Below are 18,346 nucleotides of genomic sequence, written 5' to 3' on the forward strand. Positions count from 1 at the left end.
AGGCTATGAGGCCGATTAAACGCGACACGCTCTAGCAAAGAAGTACCATCTGCGATGGCGACCTTGTGCATGTCGCCATCGCCTCGGAGGTGGAGAACGTTCGACGCCGGTCCCATCCCCTCCGTCGGGCAAGGTCACAGATCGGTCAGCTTGCCGAGGGCGCGCTCTGCCGAAAAGCCCACGGTTTCCGAGAGTGTCGGGTGAGCATGCACTGAGAGCGCAACGTCTTCGAGTGTTGCTCCCATTTCCATTGCCAGCACGCATTCTGCCAAAAGCTCACCTGCATTACGCCCTACAAGAGTTGCACCGAGCAGGCGATGTGTCTCGGGGCAATAGACCAGTTTAGTCAGCCCGTCCCCCCCGCTCGACGCCAGGTTCCGCCCGCTCGCGGCCCAGGGAAAGTTGGCAACCTTGTGGGCTACGCCCTGATCCTTTGCCTGTGCCTGTGTAAGGCCAGCCCAGGCCAGCTCGGGGCTGGTATAGGCGACCGAGGGAATGAGACCAGTATCCAGAGCGGCAGCATGGCCCGAGGCGACTTCGGCTGCGACGTGGCCCTGATGGGTGGCCCGGTGTGCGAGCATCGGGTTGCCGGTGACATCGCCAATTGCGAAAATGTTAGCGACATTTGTGCGGCAGGAGGCATCCACATGGATAATGCCTCCTTCGTCAATCTCGATACCTGCGGACTTTGGGTTGACGAGGCCGCCATTTGAGCGACGGCCCACGGCCTGGATCGCCGCATCCGCCTTGAGGCTCCCCTCGAACCCACCTTCACAGCTGAGTGTCAGGGCGGCTTTGGAGGCTTTCACCTCGGTGACTTTGGTGCCCGTGTGGATCGTGACGCCATCCGCCTCGAGCGCGGCACGCAAGATTGCCACGGCTTCGGCATCAGCGCCGGGGGCAATCTGTTTCATGAACTCGACAACGGTCACCTTGCTCCCGAGTGCGGCATAGACCGTAGCCATTTCCAGCCCGATGATCCCGCCGCCCACGATCGTGAGCTTCTTGGGCACCTCACCGATTTCAAGCGCATCGGTGGAATCCCAGATGCGATCGTCCTTGGGCCAGCCGGACAGGCGCACGGGCGCGGAGCCGACAGCGATCACGGCTTGATCAAAGGTCCAGGCCGCGCCGTCGATATCGAGGCTTTTGTCGCCGGTGAACTGAGCCGTGCCACAGATGGTCTGCACCCTGCGGCGCTTGGCAAGGCCGACAAGGCCTGTGGTCAACTTCTCGACAATGCTCTCTTTCTTGGCGCGGAGCTTGTCCAGATCAACCGAGACTTTGCCGGTTGAGATCCCCCAGTCGTCTCCTTGACGGGCTTCGCGGATCACTTCGGCGGCGTGCAAAAGGGCTTTGGATGGAATGCACCCTACGTTGAGGCAAACCCCTCCCAACGTGGCGCGTGGATCGACCATGACGACCCTGCGCCCCAGATCGGCAGCTCGAAAGGCGCAGGCATAGCCGCCCGGACCGGCGCCCAGAACGATGAGGTCGGCGTGGTTCTCAGACATCTGCGCCCCCTTTAGACCATGATCCGGCGCGGATCGGCGATCAGCCCCGCAAGGTAACTCACGAAGCGTGCCGCATCAGCGCCGTTTATGACACGGTGATCGTAACTTAGATCAAGTGGAACCATCGGAACGGGGCGCGGCGTGTCGCCCTCCCAGACCGTGACGGTTTCAGTGCGCGTGATGCCAAGAATGGCAACTTCGGGCGGATTGACGATTGGTGTGAAGCCAATGCCGCCGATGCCACCCAGATTGGTGATCGTAATCGACGCGCCGCCCATTTCATCAGGTCCGACCTTGCGGTCTTGTGCGCGGGAAGCGAGATCAGCGATTTCGGTCGCGATCTGCCACAGCCCTTTGCGGTCCATGTCGCGCAGGACGGGAACCATGAGGCCGTGGGCCGTGTCTACTGCGACGCCGATGTGAACGTAGTCCTTGAGCGTCAGGGTCTTGGCATCGGGCGAGAGCGACGCATTGAAGCGTGGGAACTCGCGCAGCGCACGCGCCAGCGCCTTGGCCTGAAAGGCCAGCGCAGTCAGCTTGACACCGCGCGCTTGCGCTTCCGGCTTCAGCTCTTTGCGCAGCGCCTCGATGGCCGTGACATCGGCGCGATCATGGTGTGTGACCTGCGGGATGAGCGCATTGGCCGCCCCGAGGTTGGCCGCGGCCACCTGCGCAAAGCGGCTCATCGGCTCTTCGGTGACCGGGCCGAACTGGCTGTGATCCACATCCCAATAGGAGGTGTCACGGGCAGGTCCGGCTGCGGGTTTCCCGCCCTCCAAATCCTCACGCGCGATATATGTGCGGCCGAGATCCTTGGCGAATTTCTCCAAGTCGATGCCCTTTGCGCGCGCCAGGGCCCGAACCGAAGGTGGTGCGATAACGTTGCTCATATCCGCATCCTTACCAGCTGGCCGAAATGTATTGGGTTTCCATGAACTCAAGCATGCCTTCATGCCCGCCTTCGCGGCCAAGCCCCGATTGTTTCATTCCGCCGAATGGGGCTGCGGGGTCCGACACAAGGCCGCGGTTAAGGCCGACCATGCCGTAATCCAGCCGTTCACAGACCTGAAGCGCACGCTTGAAATCTTCGGAGAAGACATAGGCGACGAGGCCATATTCGGTGTCATTGGCCCGCGCGATGACCTCTTCCTGATCCTTGAAGGTCTGGATTGCCGCGACAGGGCCGAAGATCTCGTCGCGCACGCATTCGGCGTTTTCCGGTACGTTCGAAAGGACAGTCGGCGGATAGTAAAAGCCCTTACCGTCGGGCGTTGTTCCGCCGCATTCAATTTTCGCGCCCTTCTTCACGGCGTCGGCGACGAATTCTGCGACCTTGTCGCGCGTGTCGACGTTGACGAGTGGGCCGACATCGACACTTGGGTCCGTGCCATCGCCGACCTTGAGGGCCGACATGCGCTCGGTCAGGCGCTTGGTGAACTCATCCGCGATGCTTTCATGCACATAGATGCGGTTGGCAGCCGTACAGGCTTCGCCAAGGTTGCGCATCTTGGCAAGCATCGTGCCTTCGATGGCCGTATCCATATCGGCATCCTCAAAGACGACGACAGGGGCGTTGCCGCCCAGCTCCATCGCGGGTTTGAGAACCTGATTGGCAGCGCTCTTAAGGAGCTTCTGACCGACACCTGTGGAGCCGGTGAAGCTGACAACCCGCACGCGTGGATCGTGGAGCATATGGTCGACCAGCGAGCCGGTCTTACTGCTTGGCAGGACATTGACGAGACCCGGCGGGACTCCCGCTTCTTCGAGAAGTGGCATCAGCGCCAGCATCGTGAGGGGTGTTTCAGAGGCCGGTTTTATGACCACTCCGCAGCCCGCCGCCAGGGCCGGGGCGATTTTGCGCGTGCCCATGGCAGCGGGGTAGTTCCACGGCGTGACCAGCACGGCGAGGCCCGCAGGTTTGTGCTGCACCATGATGCGTGCGCCCGAGGCCGGCGCATGGGTCATCATCCCGTCGGCGCGCACGGCTTCTTCCGCGAACCAGCGAAAGAACTCGGCGGCATATGTGGCCTCGCCTTTGGCGTCCGCGCCTGCTTTGCCGTTTTCGAGCGTCATGTAGTGGGCGAACTCATCACGCCGTGCAGTCATAAGCTCCCATGCCTTCCGGAGCACTTCGGAGCGCTCGCGCGGCGTGCGTGCGGCCCAGCCCTTCATGGCCGCTTCAGCGGCGTCGAGAGCGGCGTCGGCATCGGCGATGTCGGCAGAGGCGACTGAGGCAAGAACCTCCTCGGTGGCGGGGTTGATCACATCGAAACGCTCGCCTGAGGCGCCTTTTGTCCAGCTGCCGTTGATATAGAGATCGGTGAACTTCATAGGGGTCTCCCGGGCTTAGAGCAGGTGGCGGAGCGGTTGCTCCACGCGGCCGGCGAATTCGGACAGGAGGCTGACGGCCTCGGTTGCGGTAAGGTGATGTCCTGCACATTCGAGCGTGATGGAAAGCCCATCCCCTGCTCGTGTGAGCGTGAGAACCGGCGCGTTTTCTGCCCCGAGATCGACGGTGGTGACACGGCTCATGCGCAGATCGCGCACGACCAGATCGGGCACAGCATCTCGTTTGTCTTCACTAATCTCACTGAATGCTCCGCCAGGGACGTTATATGCGCGGCTTTGTCCGAAATGTTCCACCGCGATGGTTGATGCGTCACGACCAAGGCTCGCTGCGGCGAAGCCTGCGATCAGGGCGTTTGCGTCCTTCAGCCCTGCGCTTTGTGCCGCCCAGACGGCGAACTCCGCGAGGCCGTCCATAGGAAGCTCGGCGGACAGGTAGCGCGAGGGCGCCGCCGTGCCCTCAGCGGTCTGCGCGGGCAATTCTCTGAGAACTTCGAGATCGGCTACATGGTAGGGTTGGGGATGGCCAGCCTCGACGAGACGGGCCAGATCGAGCCCTTGCTCCAACGCCAGTCGCCGCGCCTTGGGAGAGGCGAGAATGCGGCCATCGGAGCGCTTGGGCGCGGACGCATTTGGTGTTCTCTTGGGTGGCTCAACTGGTGTGGAGACGGGTTTTGCTTCCGCCATGGCCACTTGAGCAGAGGCGATTTCACCGTCTGGCGCAGCGGCAGCTGCTTGGCTGCGTTGAACAGGGTTTGCAGGCTTTTCCGCCGATATGATTGCAATCCTTTCGCCAACAGGGGCCGCTTCGCCCGCTTCGGCCAGAAAGGCGGCCACAAAGCCATCGGCACCCGCTTCCACTTCCATGGTGGCCTTGTCGGTTTCCACTTCGAAAAGAATATCGCCTGCGGCAACTTTATCGCCGAGTGCCTTGTGCCAAGCGACGATCAGGCCCGTATCCTGCGCCATTCCAAGCGCAGGCATGATGACCTCCGCGCCCTCGGGCAGAGGGGTGTCACCGCTGTCTCCCGAGTCGGCAGGCGCCGCGGTGCCTGTGGTGGATGCCGGCGCAACACTGCCGCTATCCTTGGCGGTATCCGAGATCAGCGCGATAACATTGCCCACGGGCACGTCCGCCCCGGCCTCGGCCTGCACATCTGTCAGATACCCGTCCGCAGGGGATTCCACCTCCATCATGGCCTTGTCGGTTTCCACTTCGAAAAGCGCATCACCAGCCTTGACCGGATCACCAGAAGACTTGAGCCAGCTGATGATCTTGCCGGAGTCCTGTGCCATGCCGAGGGCTGGCATGATGACCTCATGCGGCATGGATCATTTCCCCCGACATGAGTTTACGGGCATTGTCGGCCACATCTTCGGGCGTCGGCACGGTTATGTCTTCCAGAGCGGGCGAGAAAGGTACGGGCACGTCCATCGCGCCCATGCGCAGCACGGGGGCGTCGAGATGGTAGAAGGCTTTTTCATTAATCCGGCCAGCAATTTCTCCCGTGATACCATAGCTTTGGTGGCCTTCGTCCACGACGATCACGCGAGACGTCTTCTTGGCAGATTTCAGCAGCGCCGCCTCATCCAGCGGCACGATGGTGCGCGGATCGATCACTTCGGCATCGATACCCTCCTTGGCCAGCAACTCGGCGGCTTTCTCGCAGACTTGCACCATTGACGAGGTCCCTATCAGGGTGATGTCGCGGCCTTCGCGTTTGATGTTGGCCTCGCCGAAGGGGATCAGGAATTCCTCCTCCGGCACGGGCGCCTTGTCGTTGTACATTAGCTTGTCTTCGAAGATCACGACCGGGTTGTCGTCGCGGATCGCGGTCTTCATCAGGCCCTTGGCCTCGTAGGCCGAGGATGGCATGGCCACCTTTAGGCCGGGGATATGTGCCACCAGCGCATGCAAGGACTGGCTGTGCTGCGCGGCGGAGCGTCGCGTCGCACCCATATTGGTACGCAGAACCAACGGCACGTTCAGCTTGCCGCCTGACATGTAGTAGGCCTTGGCCGCCTGATTGCAGAGCTGATCCATGACCAGATATAGGAAATCGCCGAACATCAGATCCACGACAGGGCGCGTGCCGGTCAGCGCCGCGCCCACGCCGATCCCCACGAAGCCGGGTTCGGCAATGGGCGTGTCCACTACCCGCCCGGTGCCGAATTCCTCAACCAGCCCGCTGAGCACCTTGAATGGCGTGCCCGCCTCGGCCACGTCTTCGCCGATGATGAACACGGTGTCGTCGCGGCGCATCTCCTCGGCCAGCGCCTCGTTCACGGCTTGGGACAGGGTAATCTCTCGCATGTCTGGTCCTCCTCAGGCCGTGTCGCGCTCAAGCGCGTGTTTGATGTCGGTGTAGACGTGCATGTCCACCTCTGACTGCTCGGGATAAGTCGCGGCCTCGGCATAGGCGACGGCCTCAGCAGCGTCTTTCTTGATCTCGGCGTTCATCGCCTCGATCTCGTCCTCGGACGCGATGCCCTGTTCGACGAGCCAGCCACGGAACTTGATGATTGGGTCGCGGTTTTCCTTCCAGTCCTTTTCTTCTTCCTTGGAGCGGTAGTATTCGCGGTTGATGTCTCCCACGTGGTGGCCGTGATAGCGGTAAGTCATCAACTCGATGAAGAACGGCCCCTCGCCCTTGCGAGCGCGGGCAACGAGATCTTGCGCCAACTCGTTGACCGCAAGAACATCCTGACCGTCGACTTGATGCGCTTCGATGCCAAAGGCCTCGGCGCGCGCGGTGATCGAACCGGCGGCGATTTCCTCGGTCTTCGTATATTCGGAATAGCCGTTGTTTTCGCAGGCGTAGATCACTGGCAGCTTCCACAGCGCAGCCATGTTCATGACTTCGTACCACAGACCCTGCGCCGTAGCCCCGTCGCCGAAGAAACAGACGGTGACATCGTCCTTACCCAGCAGTTTGGCGGTAAAGGCTGCCCCTGTGGCAATCCCCATGGAGCCGCCTACGATGGCGTTGGCCCCCAGATTGCCGTTGGATTGGTCCGCGATATGCATCGAGCCGCCTTTGCCGCGGCAATAACCTTCTTCCTTGCCCAAAAGCTCGCAGAACATCTCTTTGAAATTCGCACCCTTGGCGACACAGTGGCCGTGGCCCCGGTGGGTCGAGGTGATCTTGTCCGTCACCTCAAGCGCTTCGCATATGCCGACGGCGACGGCTTCCTCGCCCGAGTACATATGGGTGAGTCCGGGCATCTTGGCGGACAGGTAAAGCTGGTTGGCATTGTCCTCGAAAGAGCGGATGCGCACCATCTGGCGATACATGCGCAGGTAATCTTCGGTGTTTGTCTTGGTTTTGGCCATGATGTCCTCTTGGGCGAAACAGGCATGATCCGCGCCCAGCATCTGGAGGGAACGCAAGGCGCGGATGTGCCGCCGGTCAGTAGCGGTTGGCGATCGGCAGTTCTTCGGCCGGGAAGAGGCTGATCACCTCGCAACCAGTCTCAGTCACGACGACCTCTTCCTCGATCCGTGCAGCAGAGTATCCGTCAGTCGCCGGGCAGTAGGTTTCCAGGGCAAAGACCATGCCGGTCTTGATCTCCATCGGGTGCTCCATGCTGACCGCGCGGCTGATGATCGGGCGTTCGTGCAGGGCAAGACCCAGACCGTGGCCAAACTGCAAACCAAAGGCCGCGTCCTCGTTGGGGAAGCCAAGCGATTCCGCTGTGGGCCAGACTTCGGCCACCTTGTCGGTCATCACGCCGGGTTTGATCATCGCGATGGAGGCGTCGATCCATTCGCGCGCCTTCACGTAGGCGTCGTTCTGCGAAGGTGTCGCACGGCCAACGTTGAAAGTCCGGTAGTAGCAGGTGCGATAGCCCTGATAGGACTGAAGAATGTCAAAGAAGGCCTGATCGCCGGGACGGATCAACCTGTCGGTGAAATTGTGCGGATGCGGGTTACAGCGCTCGCCCGAAATGGCGTTGATCGCCTCCACATCGTCTGATCCCATTTCGTAGAGCAGCTTGTTGGACATGGCGACGATGTCGTTTTCACGAATGCCGGGTTTCAGCTCTTCGTAGATCATATGGTAGACGCCATCGACCATTGATGCCGCCTGGGTCAGAAGCTGGATTTCATCCCAGTTCTTGATCTCGCGCGCGGCCAGCATGATCTGCTGACCGTCGACCACGTTGATGCCTTCTTCCTGGAGCGCATGGAACATCGCCGTTTCGGCATAATCCACGCCCACCGGCATGTCGGCCATACCCGCATCTTTGATCAATTGCGCGATCATTTTGGCATATTTGCGCATTAGGCCGAATTCTGGCGGGATGGTGCCGCGCATTCCGACCACGCCTGCCAAGCAGTGATCAGGCTCCAGCCAGTCTGAATAGCGCTTGTGATGCACCGCAGCAGAGCCGAAGTCCCAGACGTATGGTGAATCGTCACCCGTCAGCAGGCAGAAGCGGCACATTTTGTCCCGTTCCCATTCGCCGATCTTTGTGGCCGAGACGTAGCGGATGTTGTTCACGTCGAACAAGAGCAGCGATCCAGCATTGGAATTCTGCAAGGACTGCCGCGTGCGGGCCAAACGATAGCGGCGCAACCGGTCGTGGTCGATACGGCGTTCGAAATCCACGGACATGTGGCCATGGGCCGGTAGTTTGTCACGCCATTCCCAATTGGTCTCAAGATCCTTTGGTGTAAGCAAGTTCGGCATAAGTGCGTTGCCTGGACGGTCTGACATCGAAAACTCCTTTCGGGTGCGGCAATGTGCACCCGGTTTGTTGCCAATAATCCTAGAGGTGTGGGCCTACTTCGTGACCCAGCCACCATCGATGGAGATCATCTGGCCGGTCATGTAATCACTGTCGTCAGACACAAGGAACGAAGCCGTGCCGGTGATGTCGCCCGGGTAGGACACGCGCTTGATCACCAGGTTGTTTTCGACGATATCGTCATAGGCTTGGCCCTCGCGTTCCTTGAAACCGATCTCGACAAGATCCTTGTCGAGCTGTTCCCAGAGCGGGGTGACAACAACGCCCGGGGCGTAGCCGTTGACGGTGATGTTATGCTCTGCCAGCCCGAGCGCGCCGCATTCGGTCAGTGCCAGAACGCCATATTTCGAGGTGCAGTAGACCGTCACGTCCACCAGGGGCTTGCGCGAGGCGATCGAACCGACATTGATGAGCTTGTAGGGGTGATCCTCCATCGGGCCTTGCGCGATCATCTGGCGAGCCACCTCCTGCATTCCCAGCCACATCGCTTTGGTGTTGACGTTCATGATCATGTCCCAGTTCTCTTCATCGATATCCATGAAGAACCGGGGCTTGTTGAGACCCGCATTGAAAAGCCCGACATTGATCGACCCGAAGGCCTCGACTGTGGCGGCCACGGCGGCGACGTTGTCTTCGCGCTTGGTGACATCCATCTTGACGGCAATCGCCTTGCCATTACCTGCCGAGTTGATCGCATCCGCAACCTTCTGCGCCTCATCGCCGTCCAGATCGCCGAGACAGACATTAGCGCCTTGGGCGGCAAAACTCTCGGCGCTGGCCTGACCCATGCCGCGGGCGGCGCCTGTGATGAGAATATTCTTACCTTTGAGGCGGTTGGGGTCCATGGTTGTCTCCTCCTGTTGTCACGTGGATCTGTGTTTTTTGATAACGGCGTCGGCTCTCTCCTCGGCGCGACGCAATGTTTCGGACGGGGCGGTCACCCCGCGCAGCATGTCGTGGAATTCCTCACCGCAAATCTGGATGATCTCGTTGATCTCGGGCACGGGCGGACGTGGCCAGAATTGCAGCTCGTCGCGCCATGACATTGCATCCACGGCCTCGAAGATGGGGGACAAGCAGCGGACGTCGGGATCTGCGCCGACCGAATAGCGCGGGTTGGTCCGGCTACCGTTTTGCACATAAAGCTTTTGAGCTTCGGGGGATGTGAAGACGCGCAGCGCCTCGACGGCGGCAGGTACGCGATCCGGCGACAGGTTGGCTGGAATACCCATAATATAGCCGCCCACTGGAGCAATCTGGTTGGCACCGGGGCCAGCGGGGTGCGGCAGATACCCGGTCTGGCCATTGGCGGGCGAATCCTCGTCCAACTCGAAATACGGTGCGAGCAGGGTGTAGCCATAGGCCATCGCGACACGGCCCGCCGCATAGGGTCGCACGCGTTCATACCAAGACATCGACAGGATGTCGGGCGGCGAATATTCCAGAAGTTGCACCAGGAATTCGGCGGCGCGCAGGCCTGCTTCGGTATCAATGGTGACGTTGTAGCGCCGATCCGCCAGATGGCTTGTGGCAAAGCCTCCTGCGTCAGGGGGCAGATCAAGAATGGGCTGGCCGAAATCGGCAAGCGTCATCAGGACTGTATGGCCAAGCGCCGTCCCACGCGCGGCATTCCACGCAATGCCGTGTCGGCCACGTTGGGGATCGTGCAGCGCCTTGGCGGCAGCAAGCAGTGCGTCGGTTGTCGCCGGGGGCTCCAGCCCGGCCGCGGACAGCATGTCCTTTCGGTAGAAAAGCAGCTCTGGCGTGGTCTGGGCTGGCAATCCATAGGGTTTGCCGCCCCAATGCGCGGCCTTCCAGCCAGCGGTGTGGAAATCGGCCGGATCGACGCTTGCGATATCCATAGCCTCGTCCAGTGGCATCAGGACGCCGCGCTCTGCGAATTCCCCGACCCAAGGCAGGTCAACGGCGATGACGTCATAGCGGCTGGCCTTGCGGTCTGCATTGCGCACCGCTTCGTCGTGCAAGCGATCGATGGAAAAAGCGCGTTGATGGATTTGCGTTCCGATAGAATGCTCAAACTGCCGCTTGAGGTTGTTCATGACCATGAAGGTCGGGTCGCCATGGACCAGCACGCGCAGGCCGCCAGCAAGTTTCAATGGCTCGGACAGGAGCTGAAGTGGCGGGATCGACTTGGCATCCATATAGGATTCGCCAAAGTAGTAATCCTCGGTTTCGCCCAGATTCTGTTTGGCGCCGAAACGGCTTACGACCGAACGTCCGACGCGGCTCGACAGTTGTGACCATTGATCAATCAGAATTTCGCTGGGATGCATGGAAAAGCTCTTGCCGGTCTTGGTGCGTGGGCGCTGTTCTATCAGGCCCGCGTCCAGCATTTCTTTGAGACGACGGTTCGCCGTGGCATAGGGCACGCGGCTGGCACCAATCAGGGCGGTTGCAGTGATCACGCGCCCCTCAAGGTGTCCACGCAGCAAAAGAAGTGTCATCCGCAAATTCGGATTCGGCGCGGAGAGGTCCTCCACATCTTCCAGTTCGTCGCTCAATTCCTCAAGAAAGGCGATGATCTGAAGCATCTCGGTTTTGACCCTGGGGGCCACAAACCGGGCTGTGTTACTTCTGCTCATCGCGTTCATAGAATTGGGTTTCTTCTTTCTGGAGGGTTGTGCTGACTGCGCTGCGCGCCCGCCTGTCAAAATGTTCATTTTGGACGAATCGGATTTGCCCATCGGTGATTGCCTCCGTAGGTTGCGAAGTTAGGCGTCCGATATGTATCGCAATAATATCCATAGCGGATATAACTATATCCATTATGGATATATTTTCTGGCGCGTCGCTTCAGGCAAGCCCCCATGGTGAATGCAGTCCGATGGACCATGATTCTCCGACTGGAGGCGGGAATCGAATAAACTGAAATCCGAAAAAATCTCTTGGGAGGACACCAATCATGAAACTTCGTACACTTATCGCAGCGTCGACCGCGACGGCCGCCATGACCTTTGCAGGTATGGCGACCGCTGAAACCATGCGGATCGGAATCACCCAGAACAACGTAGGTGTCGACAGCTATCAGACAACATACGAGAAGGCCTTCATCGCCGCGGCCGAAGCCAATGAAGATGTAGAAGTCGTCGTTCTGGACGCAGGTGGTGACGTGGCGCGTCAGATCGCCCAGATGGAAGATCTCATCCAGCAGGAAGTGGACGCTATTATCATCTGGCCGACAAACGGCGAGGCTGTGATCCCCGCAGTTCGCAAGGCCCACCAGGCCGGAATTCCGGTTGTTGTGACCAACTCGAACATTGCCGAAGCCGGCTTTGCCTTCGTCGCCTCCTTCTCGGGGCCGGACAACATCACGCAGGGCATTCGCTCCGCAGAGATCATGTGCGACCGCTTCAAGGACCTGGGCATCGAAGACGAAGCCAAGGTTGTACACATCACCGGCCAGCCGGGCTACACGACCGCCATCGAGCGCGCCAAGGGTTTCAACGACCGTCTGCCCGAAGTGTGCCCGAACGTTGAGCAGATCGACGAGCAGCCTGGTGACTGGAACCGCGAAAAGTCGCAGCAGGTCATGGAAGCTTTCCTAGTCAAGTATGACGACATCGACGGCGTCTATTCCGGGGACGACAACATGGGTGTTGGTGCGATGAACGCCGCTATCGCCGCTGGCCGCGAGGGCATCACCTTCGTCGGCGCCACCAACTTCGCGGTGGGTTATGAAGCGATGGCCGCAGGCACTTACTGGGGTTCGATCTACCAGTCGCCTGTCGATGACGCAGAGGCGGCGCTGAAGACTGCAATTGACCTGCTCAACGGCGAGGAACTGCCTTTCCTGAACTACTTTGACACACCGAAGATTACTCAGGACAACATGGGCGATTACACCAAGCCGGTGTTTTAAGACCCTAACTCTGGGTGGGGGGCTGCGGCCCCCTTCCCTAACCCCTTTCTCTTTTCCAAAACAATTTCAGGCATGGGAGAAGACCAATGGGTCGAGTCTCTGGTCGGTCGTGCATTGTGACAGGTGCCGCACAAGGTATTGGTCGCGCCATCGCCGAGGCGCTGTTGGAAGAAGGGGCAAGCGTATGTTTCGCCGACATCAACGGCGATAAGATCACCGAAGTCGCAGACGTGAACCGGAAGACATTCGGCGAAAGCAGAGTGACACATGCGCAAGTCGATGTGACCGACCGCACCGCCGTACGCGCGATGATCGACCGTACGGTCACGTCGTTTGGCAGGCTGGATGTGAAGTTCAACAATGCAGGCGTAAACCGGCCGATGAACTTTATGGATGTCACCGAAGAAAATTGGAATTTCATTATGGGAGTCAACGGGTTGGGATGCATGATCGGCATGCAGGAAGCGGCCCGCCAAATGATCGCTCAGGGCACAGGCGGCAAGATAATTAACACCGCCTCAATCGCCAGCCGTCAGGGTTTTGATAACGTGGCCCCGTATTGCGCTAGTAAATTTGCCGTCGTGTCGCTGACCCAATCGGGCGCGCGCGATTTGGCCAAGCATGACATTACCGTCACCGGCTTTGCCCCAGGCGTGGTTGCGACCGAGATGTGGGAGCAAGTCGATCAGGATTTGATGGCCATCGGTGCGTCTGAACGGCCCGGTCAGGCGATGGAGGAGTTTTCGTCTGAAATCCTGCGCGGCCGGGTGGCTACGCCGCAAGACATCATTGGAACGACCACCTTTCTGGCGGCGTCAGAAAGCGATTACATGACAGGTCAGATCGTGATGATCGACGGGGGCATGACGCTGGTTTGATCTGACGAGCCGGGGAGGGATTTCGGCGGGTTGGATAGGAAAGAAACTAAGGGCCGCCGAGCGCGGTCCGAGGGAGGAGGGAACAATGGCTGAGTTTACGAAACAGGATATCGGAAAGCTGCTCGCGAAGCAGGGCATCCTGATCGCCTTCGCCGTGTTCATCGTCGGGTTCACAATTGCCAATCCGAAGTTCCTGACCATCGACAATTTCGAGAACGTGGTCAGGTCCTCGGCGATTCTGGGGGTGATGGCGCTGGGGGTGACCTTTGTCGTTATCAGCGGCAATCTCGATCTCTCCGTGGGGTCGATGATGTCATTTTCGACCATTGTTGTACTTGATCTTCACGACAAACTGGGACCGACCCTTGCGATCCCTGCCATGTTTGCGATGACGCTATGCCTCGGGGCCTTCATCGGGATTCTCGTCGGCTATCTCAAGCTCAATTCATTGATTGTAACTTTGGGGATGCTTTCGGCCATCCACGGACTAACGCTGACTTATTCGGGCGGCAAGAACATTGACATCGCCGACAAGGAAGGCACCTGGTTTGCTATCTTCGGGCAAGGTAATGTCATGGGAATTCAGACGCCGATCCTGATATTCATCGCGCTGGCGGCTTTGCTGGGTATCATATTGGCCAAGACACCGTTTGGCCGAAAGGTTTACGCGGTGGGCGGCAATGGTACGGCGGCGACCTTCTCAGGCATCCGGCGGGCACGCGTGGTTTTCCTCTGCTACATTATGAGTGCATTCTGCGTGGCCACGGCCGGTCTCATCCAGGCCAGCCGCTCCATGGGGTCGCAAAACACTGTAGGACAAGGTCTAGAGCTTGAAGTACTCGCCGCAGTCATTCTTGGCGGTGCATCGCTGTTGGGTGGTTCGGGGACAATTTTCAAGACGGTGATCGGCGTGCTGATCCTCGGGTTTATTCAGAATGGTCTCTTGCTGGTCGGGCTTGATTTCTCCGTACAATACGTCGTGACTTGGGTCATCATCATCCTTGCAGTCTGGCTCGATATTGCTGCCAAGCGCGGCAAGCTCATGTCGCCGATCGCGTAAGGGAGGGAAGAACATGCAGGCTGGAAAACTCTCGAAATATCTCAAGGACGGCGCCATCTGGGGCTTTATCGTCTTTGAGTTGATCTTCTTCTCAGTGGCGGGCGAGTTCTTCTCCGTCAGCGACAAGGCCTTCATGGACGGCGACAACATGCTGCTGCTGCTCAAGCAGTCGGCGCCGATCGGGATCATCGCCATGGGCATGACCATCGTCATGGTCAACGGCAATATCGACCTGTCAGTCGGGGCAATATACGCGATTTGCGCCGTTGTCCTGTTGGATTCGATGACATGGGCAATATTTGAAGGGCTCGGAAATTGGGTCATTCCCGTGGCCTGGTGCCTGGCGCTGCTGACCGGTGTGGTTCTCGGCGCGATCAATGGGTTGATCGTGTGGAAGACCGGGGTGGACGCATTTATCGTGACGCTTGGTTCTATGCTGGGCTTTCGCGGGTTGGTCTTCATGTATAACGGCGAGCAGCCGACAAGCCATCTCAACTGGACGCTGGTCGATTTCGCCGAGGCGCAGATCCTTGGTCTTCACACCGCGACATGGTTCCTGCTGATCGTTACAGCGGCGATTTGGTTTCTCATGAACCGCACAGTCCATGGCCGCAACGCCTATGCCATCGGTAACAACCGCGAGGCGGCGGTCAATGCCGGCATCCGTGTCGGTCCGCATATGATGATCAACTTCATGATCATCGGTTTTTTGGCGGCGCTGTCCGCAGTGGTATTCTATTCGGAATCAGGCTCGGTGAACCCCAACGACGGCCAGCTTTATGAGTTGTGGGTGATCACCGCCGTCGTGCTGGGCGGTACCAAGCTGACCGGCGGGGCGGGCTCGATCATTTCGACCTTCGGGGGCGTGATTGCGATCCAGCTTTTGCGCAAGGGGCTGAGCCATATCGGCGCAGATACATCGACCGTGAACCTTGTAATCGGTCTTATCCTGATCGCCGTGCTGTTCCTTGATCGGCAACTGAACGTGAAAGGAAAAGAGGAGTTGAAGGTATGACCGATGAAACACCCGTCCTGCGCCTGGAAGGCATCGTCAAGACCTTTCCCGGCGTACGCGCCCTTGATGGCGTCTCCCTTTCGATCCTGCCGGGCGAAGTGCATGCCCTGATGGGTGAAAATGGCGCTGGGAAATCTACCCTGATGAAGGTGCTTGGCGGCATTCACCAGCCGGACGAAGGCCAGATCATCGTCGAAGAGAAACCGGTAGTCATGTCCGGCCCGTTGGACGCGAAAGCCAAGGGCATTGTCTTCATCCATCAGGAACTGAGCCTCGCAGATGAGCTTAGTGTGGCCGAGAACATCTATCTCGGAGAATTGCCACGCAAGCGTTTCGGGCTGGTGGACTGGGCCGAACTTGAGGCCAAGACCAAAGCAATCCTCGAAAAGCTGAAGGTCAGTTTCAATGCCAAGACCCGCGTGGGTGATCTTTCGATCGCCAACCAGCAGATGGTCGAGATCGCGCGCGCCCTGACGGTAGACGCCAAGGCCGTGATCTTTGACGAGCCGACCGCCTCACTGACCGACGCGGAAAAGGTGGTTCTGTTCGAGGTGATCTCTGACTTGCAAGAGCAGGGCGTGGGCATCGCCTATATTTCGCACCGGATGGAAGAGATCTTTAAGATAACCGACCGGATCAGCGTTTTGCGCGATGGCCAATACCAGGGCACGGTCAACACTGCGGAAACGGACGAAGAGGGTGTGACCCAGATGATGATCGGGCGCAAGCTCGACCTCAGCCGCAACGAGTCCCATCACGAACTGGGCGATGTCGCGCTCGAAGTGCGCGGGCTGAGCTGTGGCGATCTGTTTCAGGATGTCAGCTTCGAGGTAAGGCGCGGCGAGGTCGTCGGTTTCTACGGCCTTGTCGGTGCGGGGCGGACGGAAATCGCCGAAACGCTGTTCGGGTTGCGTGACCCTACGGCCGGCACGATCCTGATGGATGGCGAAGAGGTGCGCATTCACTCGCCCTATGATGCGATCGAGCGGGGCATCTCGCTTGTGCCCGAGGACCGCAAGGGCCAGGGGTTGGTTCTGGGCATGAACTGCCGCGATAACATGACCCTGCCGCAGGTCGATGACCTCAAGGCCGGGCCATTTGTTGCCGAAGGTGCCGAGATCGCGATTTTCGACCAGTACCGCGACAAGCTCGATATCAGGACACCAGGCTGGAAACAGCTCGTGGGAAACCTCTCTGGCGGCAATCAGCAGAAGATTGTAATCGGAAAATGGCTGTCGATGCACCCCAATGTGCTGATCGTGGACGAACCCACACGCGGGATCGACGTTGGATCGAAAGCCGAGATTCACAACCTGCTCCGCGAGCTGGCGGCACAGGGCTATGCGGTGATCGTGATCAGCTCGGAAATGCCCGAGGTGCTGCATGTGGCCGACCGCATCGTGGCGATGTACTCGGGCCGGATCATGCGGACTTTCACCTCTGAAGAGGTGACCGAAGAAAACCTGATTGCCGCGATTTCGGGCTTGGAAACCGAAAAGGTGGCCTGATGCGGGTGGGTTTTGCCGGACTGGGCGTATGGGCGCAAATATGGCGCGCAACCTTTCCCGTGCAGGGCATGACGTGACACTCTGGAATCGCTCGCCTGGCAAGGCCCAAGTTCTGGCCGCAGAGCTGGGCTGTACCGTGGCGGACAGCCCCCTTGCGTTGTCGAATGCGGCGGAGGTGGTCGTGACCATGTTGGCAGACGATCCATCTTCCAAATCGGTACATGGCGGCCCGGACGGGCTTTTTGCCGGATCGGCGCGGGCCTATGTCGAGATGGGCACGATTAGCCCGGACCAAATCGCATGGCCGAGCGAGGTTACGGCATATGGTGGTGTCAAGGCGATGGAGCTTGAGCGGCGCAGGGTGGTCTCGTAACCTCTCGGGATGACGAAAGACGACACCTTCAAATACTTCCGAACGAGCCGCGAGATCATCCGCCTGACGGTGATGCTTTTTGTTCGGTTTCCACTTTCGCTGCGGAAAGTCGAGGATCTACTGCACGAACGCGGGATCGAGGTCAGCCACGAATCCCTGCGGTTCTGGTGGCAGCGGTTCGGCCCGTTGTTCGCCGCCGAGATCCGCAAGAAACGTGCCGAGCGGCTTCGTTCTGGGCCGCAGTGGCGCCGGCACCTCGACGAGATGTTCACGAAGATCAACGGGGAGCGGCACTACTTGTGGCGGGCCGTCGATCATGAGGGCGAGGTCCTTGAAAGCTTCGTGACGAAGACACGCGACAAGAAGGCCGCATTGAAATTCTTGAAGAAAACGATGCGACGGTACGGCCGACCTGAGTCCATCGTGACCGACTTGCTCCGGTCATATGGCGCGGCCTTGAGAATGATCGGCGCCGCGCAACCGCAAGAAACCGTCCAACGGCTGAACAACCGGGCAGAGAATTCGCACCTGCCGTTCCGACGACGAGAGCGGGCGATGCAACGCTTCCGGCGGATGCGAAGTCTGCAAATGTTTGCCGCCGTCCACGCCTCTGTCTCCAACCATTTCAATTCGGAGCGCAGCCTCTCCTCCAGAGCCAACTTCAAGAAAAACCGTACCGCTGCTCTTCTGTGGTTGCCGCCCGTAATGCAAGAAGTTTCCGACCTTGCCGGCGCGTGATCGAGTGCGGTCTTCTGTAAGGCCTTGAGATGCGGTACTTGCAAACGCCGCAGGCCGGTATGGTGATCTGCGGATCGGGTCCAAATCTCGCCGTCGTGCTTGTTGCACTAAGAGCGGCCCTGGTTTTCCCACTCCCGATCTGTTCGATCGTTTTGCCCATTCAGGTCGTCGTCTTCTCACACCCCCTTGGCACCGTCGCTAGCGGCTAGACATGCACATCATGCCGCAACAGCCAGCGTCGGATCCCTGTAATTTTCGTTCTTTGTCAGCATCGCCCAGATC

The 18,346-nt window shown here is 59.3% G+C and carries 16 protein-coding genes; 7 read left to right on the forward strand and 9 right to left on the reverse strand.

What is annotated here, in order from left to right; genetic code table 11:
* Positions 1–134: 134 nt before the first annotated feature.
* From lpdA to BLR85_RS24655, 9 genes are all read right to left on the reverse strand, one after another.
* Positions 135–1,514, reverse strand: coding sequence for a dihydrolipoyl dehydrogenase (gene lpdA, locus BLR85_RS24615; protein WP_093163695.1), 1,380 nt, complete (start codon positions 1,512–1,514; stop codon positions 135–137).
* A gap of 11 nt (positions 1,515–1,525) precedes the next feature.
* Complete coding sequence (locus BLR85_RS24620) at positions 1,526–2,404, reverse strand: 2-oxo acid dehydrogenase subunit E2 (protein ID WP_093163697.1); 879 nt, start codon at positions 2,402–2,404, stop codon at positions 1,526–1,528.
* Between the two features lie 10 nt (positions 2,405–2,414).
* On the reverse strand, positions 2,415–3,845 hold the full coding sequence (locus BLR85_RS24625; RefSeq protein ID WP_093163699.1) for an NAD-dependent succinate-semialdehyde dehydrogenase: 1,431 nt from the start codon (positions 3,843–3,845) through the stop codon (positions 2,415–2,417).
* Positions 3,846–3,860: 15 nt separating this feature from the next.
* Positions 3,861–5,189, reverse strand: a complete 1,329-nt coding sequence (locus BLR85_RS24630; RefSeq protein ID WP_093163701.1) for a biotin/lipoyl-containing protein — start codon at positions 5,187–5,189, stop codon at positions 3,861–3,863.
* Complete coding sequence (locus BLR85_RS24635) at positions 5,179–6,174, reverse strand: alpha-ketoacid dehydrogenase subunit beta (protein ID WP_093163703.1); 996 nt, start codon at positions 6,172–6,174, stop codon at positions 5,179–5,181. Before BLR85_RS24635 ends, BLR85_RS24630 begins: the two co-directional genes overlap by 11 nt.
* 12 nt (positions 6,175–6,186) lie before the next feature.
* Positions 6,187–7,194: a thiamine pyrophosphate-dependent dehydrogenase E1 component subunit alpha gene (locus BLR85_RS24640; protein WP_093163728.1), complete on the reverse strand. Its 1,008-nt coding sequence runs from the start codon at positions 7,192–7,194 to the stop codon at positions 6,187–6,189.
* Positions 7,195–7,270: 76 nt separating this feature from the next.
* Entirely contained in the window at positions 7,271–8,581 is a 1,311-nt protein-coding gene (locus BLR85_RS24645; RefSeq protein WP_093163705.1) for a M24 family metallopeptidase, read from the reverse strand.
* 66 nt (positions 8,582–8,647) lie between these two features.
* Positions 8,648–9,457 carry an SDR family NAD(P)-dependent oxidoreductase gene (locus tag BLR85_RS24650; RefSeq protein ID WP_093163708.1) on the reverse strand — a complete coding sequence of 270 codons (810 nt, stop codon included), beginning with the start codon at positions 9,455–9,457 and terminating at the stop codon, positions 8,648–8,650.
* 18 nt (positions 9,458–9,475) lie between these two features.
* A complete protein-coding gene (locus tag BLR85_RS24655) occupies positions 9,476–11,317 on the reverse strand; it encodes an extracellular solute-binding protein (protein WP_093163710.1) in 1,842 nt (613 codons plus the stop codon).
* Positions 11,318–11,535: 218 nt separating this feature from the next.
* On the opposite strand from BLR85_RS24655, the gene BLR85_RS24660 reads away from it, so the two are divergent.
* From BLR85_RS24660 to BLR85_RS24690, 7 genes are all read left to right on the forward strand, one after another.
* On the forward strand, positions 11,536–12,492 hold the full coding sequence (locus BLR85_RS24660; protein ID WP_093163712.1) for a sugar ABC transporter substrate-binding protein: 957 nt from the start codon (positions 11,536–11,538) through the stop codon (positions 12,490–12,492).
* Between the two features lie 86 nt (positions 12,493–12,578).
* Positions 12,579–13,370: an SDR family NAD(P)-dependent oxidoreductase gene (locus BLR85_RS24665; protein ID WP_093163715.1), complete on the forward strand. Its 792-nt coding sequence runs from the start codon at positions 12,579–12,581 to the stop codon at positions 13,368–13,370.
* A gap of 85 nt (positions 13,371–13,455) precedes the next feature.
* Positions 13,456–14,430 (forward strand): ABC transporter permease, encoded by a 975-nt coding sequence (locus BLR85_RS24670; protein ID WP_093163717.1) that lies wholly within the window; start codon positions 13,456–13,458, stop codon positions 14,428–14,430.
* A gap of 13 nt (positions 14,431–14,443) precedes the next feature.
* Complete coding sequence (locus BLR85_RS24675; protein WP_093163719.1) at positions 14,444–15,445, forward strand: ABC transporter permease; 1,002 nt, start codon at positions 14,444–14,446, stop codon at positions 15,443–15,445.
* Complete coding sequence (locus tag BLR85_RS24680; protein ID WP_093163722.1) at positions 15,442–16,953, forward strand: sugar ABC transporter ATP-binding protein; 1,512 nt, start codon at positions 15,442–15,444, stop codon at positions 16,951–16,953. The genes BLR85_RS24675 and BLR85_RS24680 overlap by 4 nt, the downstream gene beginning before the upstream one ends.
* Before the next feature lie 28 nt (positions 16,954–16,981).
* Positions 16,982–17,326 (forward strand): NAD(P)-binding domain-containing protein, encoded by a 345-nt coding sequence (locus BLR85_RS24685; protein ID WP_244520864.1) that lies wholly within the window; start codon positions 16,982–16,984, stop codon positions 17,324–17,326.
* Positions 17,327–17,335: 9 nt separating this feature from the next.
* Positions 17,336–18,064, forward strand: a complete 729-nt coding sequence (locus BLR85_RS24690) for an IS6 family transposase (protein ID WP_093163725.1) — start codon at positions 17,336–17,338, stop codon at positions 18,062–18,064.
* Positions 18,065–18,346: the final 282 nt, after the last annotated feature.

The sequence above is a fragment of the Aliiruegeria lutimaris genome, assembly GCF_900099935.1.
GTDB lineage: Bacteria > Pseudomonadota > Alphaproteobacteria > Rhodobacterales > Rhodobacteraceae > Tropicimonas > Tropicimonas lutimaris.

What these genes read in the sequence shown, in the direction of transcription:
- lpdA (WP_093163695.1), bottom strand. Translation starts at nt 1,514, where the DNA reads ATGTCTGAGAACCACGCCGACCTCATCGTTCTGGGCGCCGGTCCGGGC.
- BLR85_RS24620 (WP_093163697.1), bottom strand. Translation starts at nt 2,404, where the DNA reads ATGAGCAACGTTATCGCACCACCTTCGGTTCGGGCCCTGGCGCGCGCA.
- BLR85_RS24625 (WP_093163699.1), bottom strand. Translation starts at nt 3,845, where the DNA reads ATGAAGTTCACCGATCTCTATATCAACGGCAGCTGGACAAAAGGCGCC.
- BLR85_RS24630 (WP_093163701.1), bottom strand. Translation starts at nt 5,189, where the DNA reads ATGCCGCATGAGGTCATCATGCCAGCCCTCGGCATGGCACAGGACTCC.
- BLR85_RS24635 (WP_093163703.1), bottom strand. Translation starts at nt 6,174, where the DNA reads ATGCGAGAGATTACCCTGTCCCAAGCCGTGAACGAGGCGCTGGCCGAG.
- BLR85_RS24640 (WP_093163728.1), bottom strand. Translation starts at nt 7,194, where the DNA reads ATGGCCAAAACCAAGACAAACACCGAAGATTACCTGCGCATGTATCGC.
- BLR85_RS24645 (WP_093163705.1), bottom strand. Translation starts at nt 8,581, where the DNA reads ATGTCAGACCGTCCAGGCAACGCACTTATGCCGAACTTGCTTACACCA.
- BLR85_RS24650 (WP_093163708.1), bottom strand. Translation starts at nt 9,457, where the DNA reads ATGGACCCCAACCGCCTCAAAGGTAAGAATATTCTCATCACAGGCGCC.
- BLR85_RS24655 (WP_093163710.1), bottom strand. Translation starts at nt 11,317, where the DNA reads ATGGGCAAATCCGATTCGTCCAAAATGAACATTTTGACAGGCGGGCGC.
- BLR85_RS24660 (WP_093163712.1), top strand. Translation starts at nt 11,536, where the DNA reads ATGAAACTTCGTACACTTATCGCAGCGTCGACCGCGACGGCCGCCATG.
- BLR85_RS24665 (WP_093163715.1), top strand. Translation starts at nt 12,579, where the DNA reads ATGGGTCGAGTCTCTGGTCGGTCGTGCATTGTGACAGGTGCCGCACAA.
- BLR85_RS24670 (WP_093163717.1), top strand. Translation starts at nt 13,456, where the DNA reads ATGGCTGAGTTTACGAAACAGGATATCGGAAAGCTGCTCGCGAAGCAG.
- BLR85_RS24675 (WP_093163719.1), top strand. Translation starts at nt 14,444, where the DNA reads ATGCAGGCTGGAAAACTCTCGAAATATCTCAAGGACGGCGCCATCTGG.
- BLR85_RS24680 (WP_093163722.1), top strand. Translation starts at nt 15,442, where the DNA reads ATGACCGATGAAACACCCGTCCTGCGCCTGGAAGGCATCGTCAAGACC.
- BLR85_RS24685 (WP_244520864.1), top strand. Translation starts at nt 16,982, where the DNA reads ATGGGCGCAAATATGGCGCGCAACCTTTCCCGTGCAGGGCATGACGTG.
- BLR85_RS24690 (WP_093163725.1), top strand. Translation starts at nt 17,336, where the DNA reads ATGACGAAAGACGACACCTTCAAATACTTCCGAACGAGCCGCGAGATC.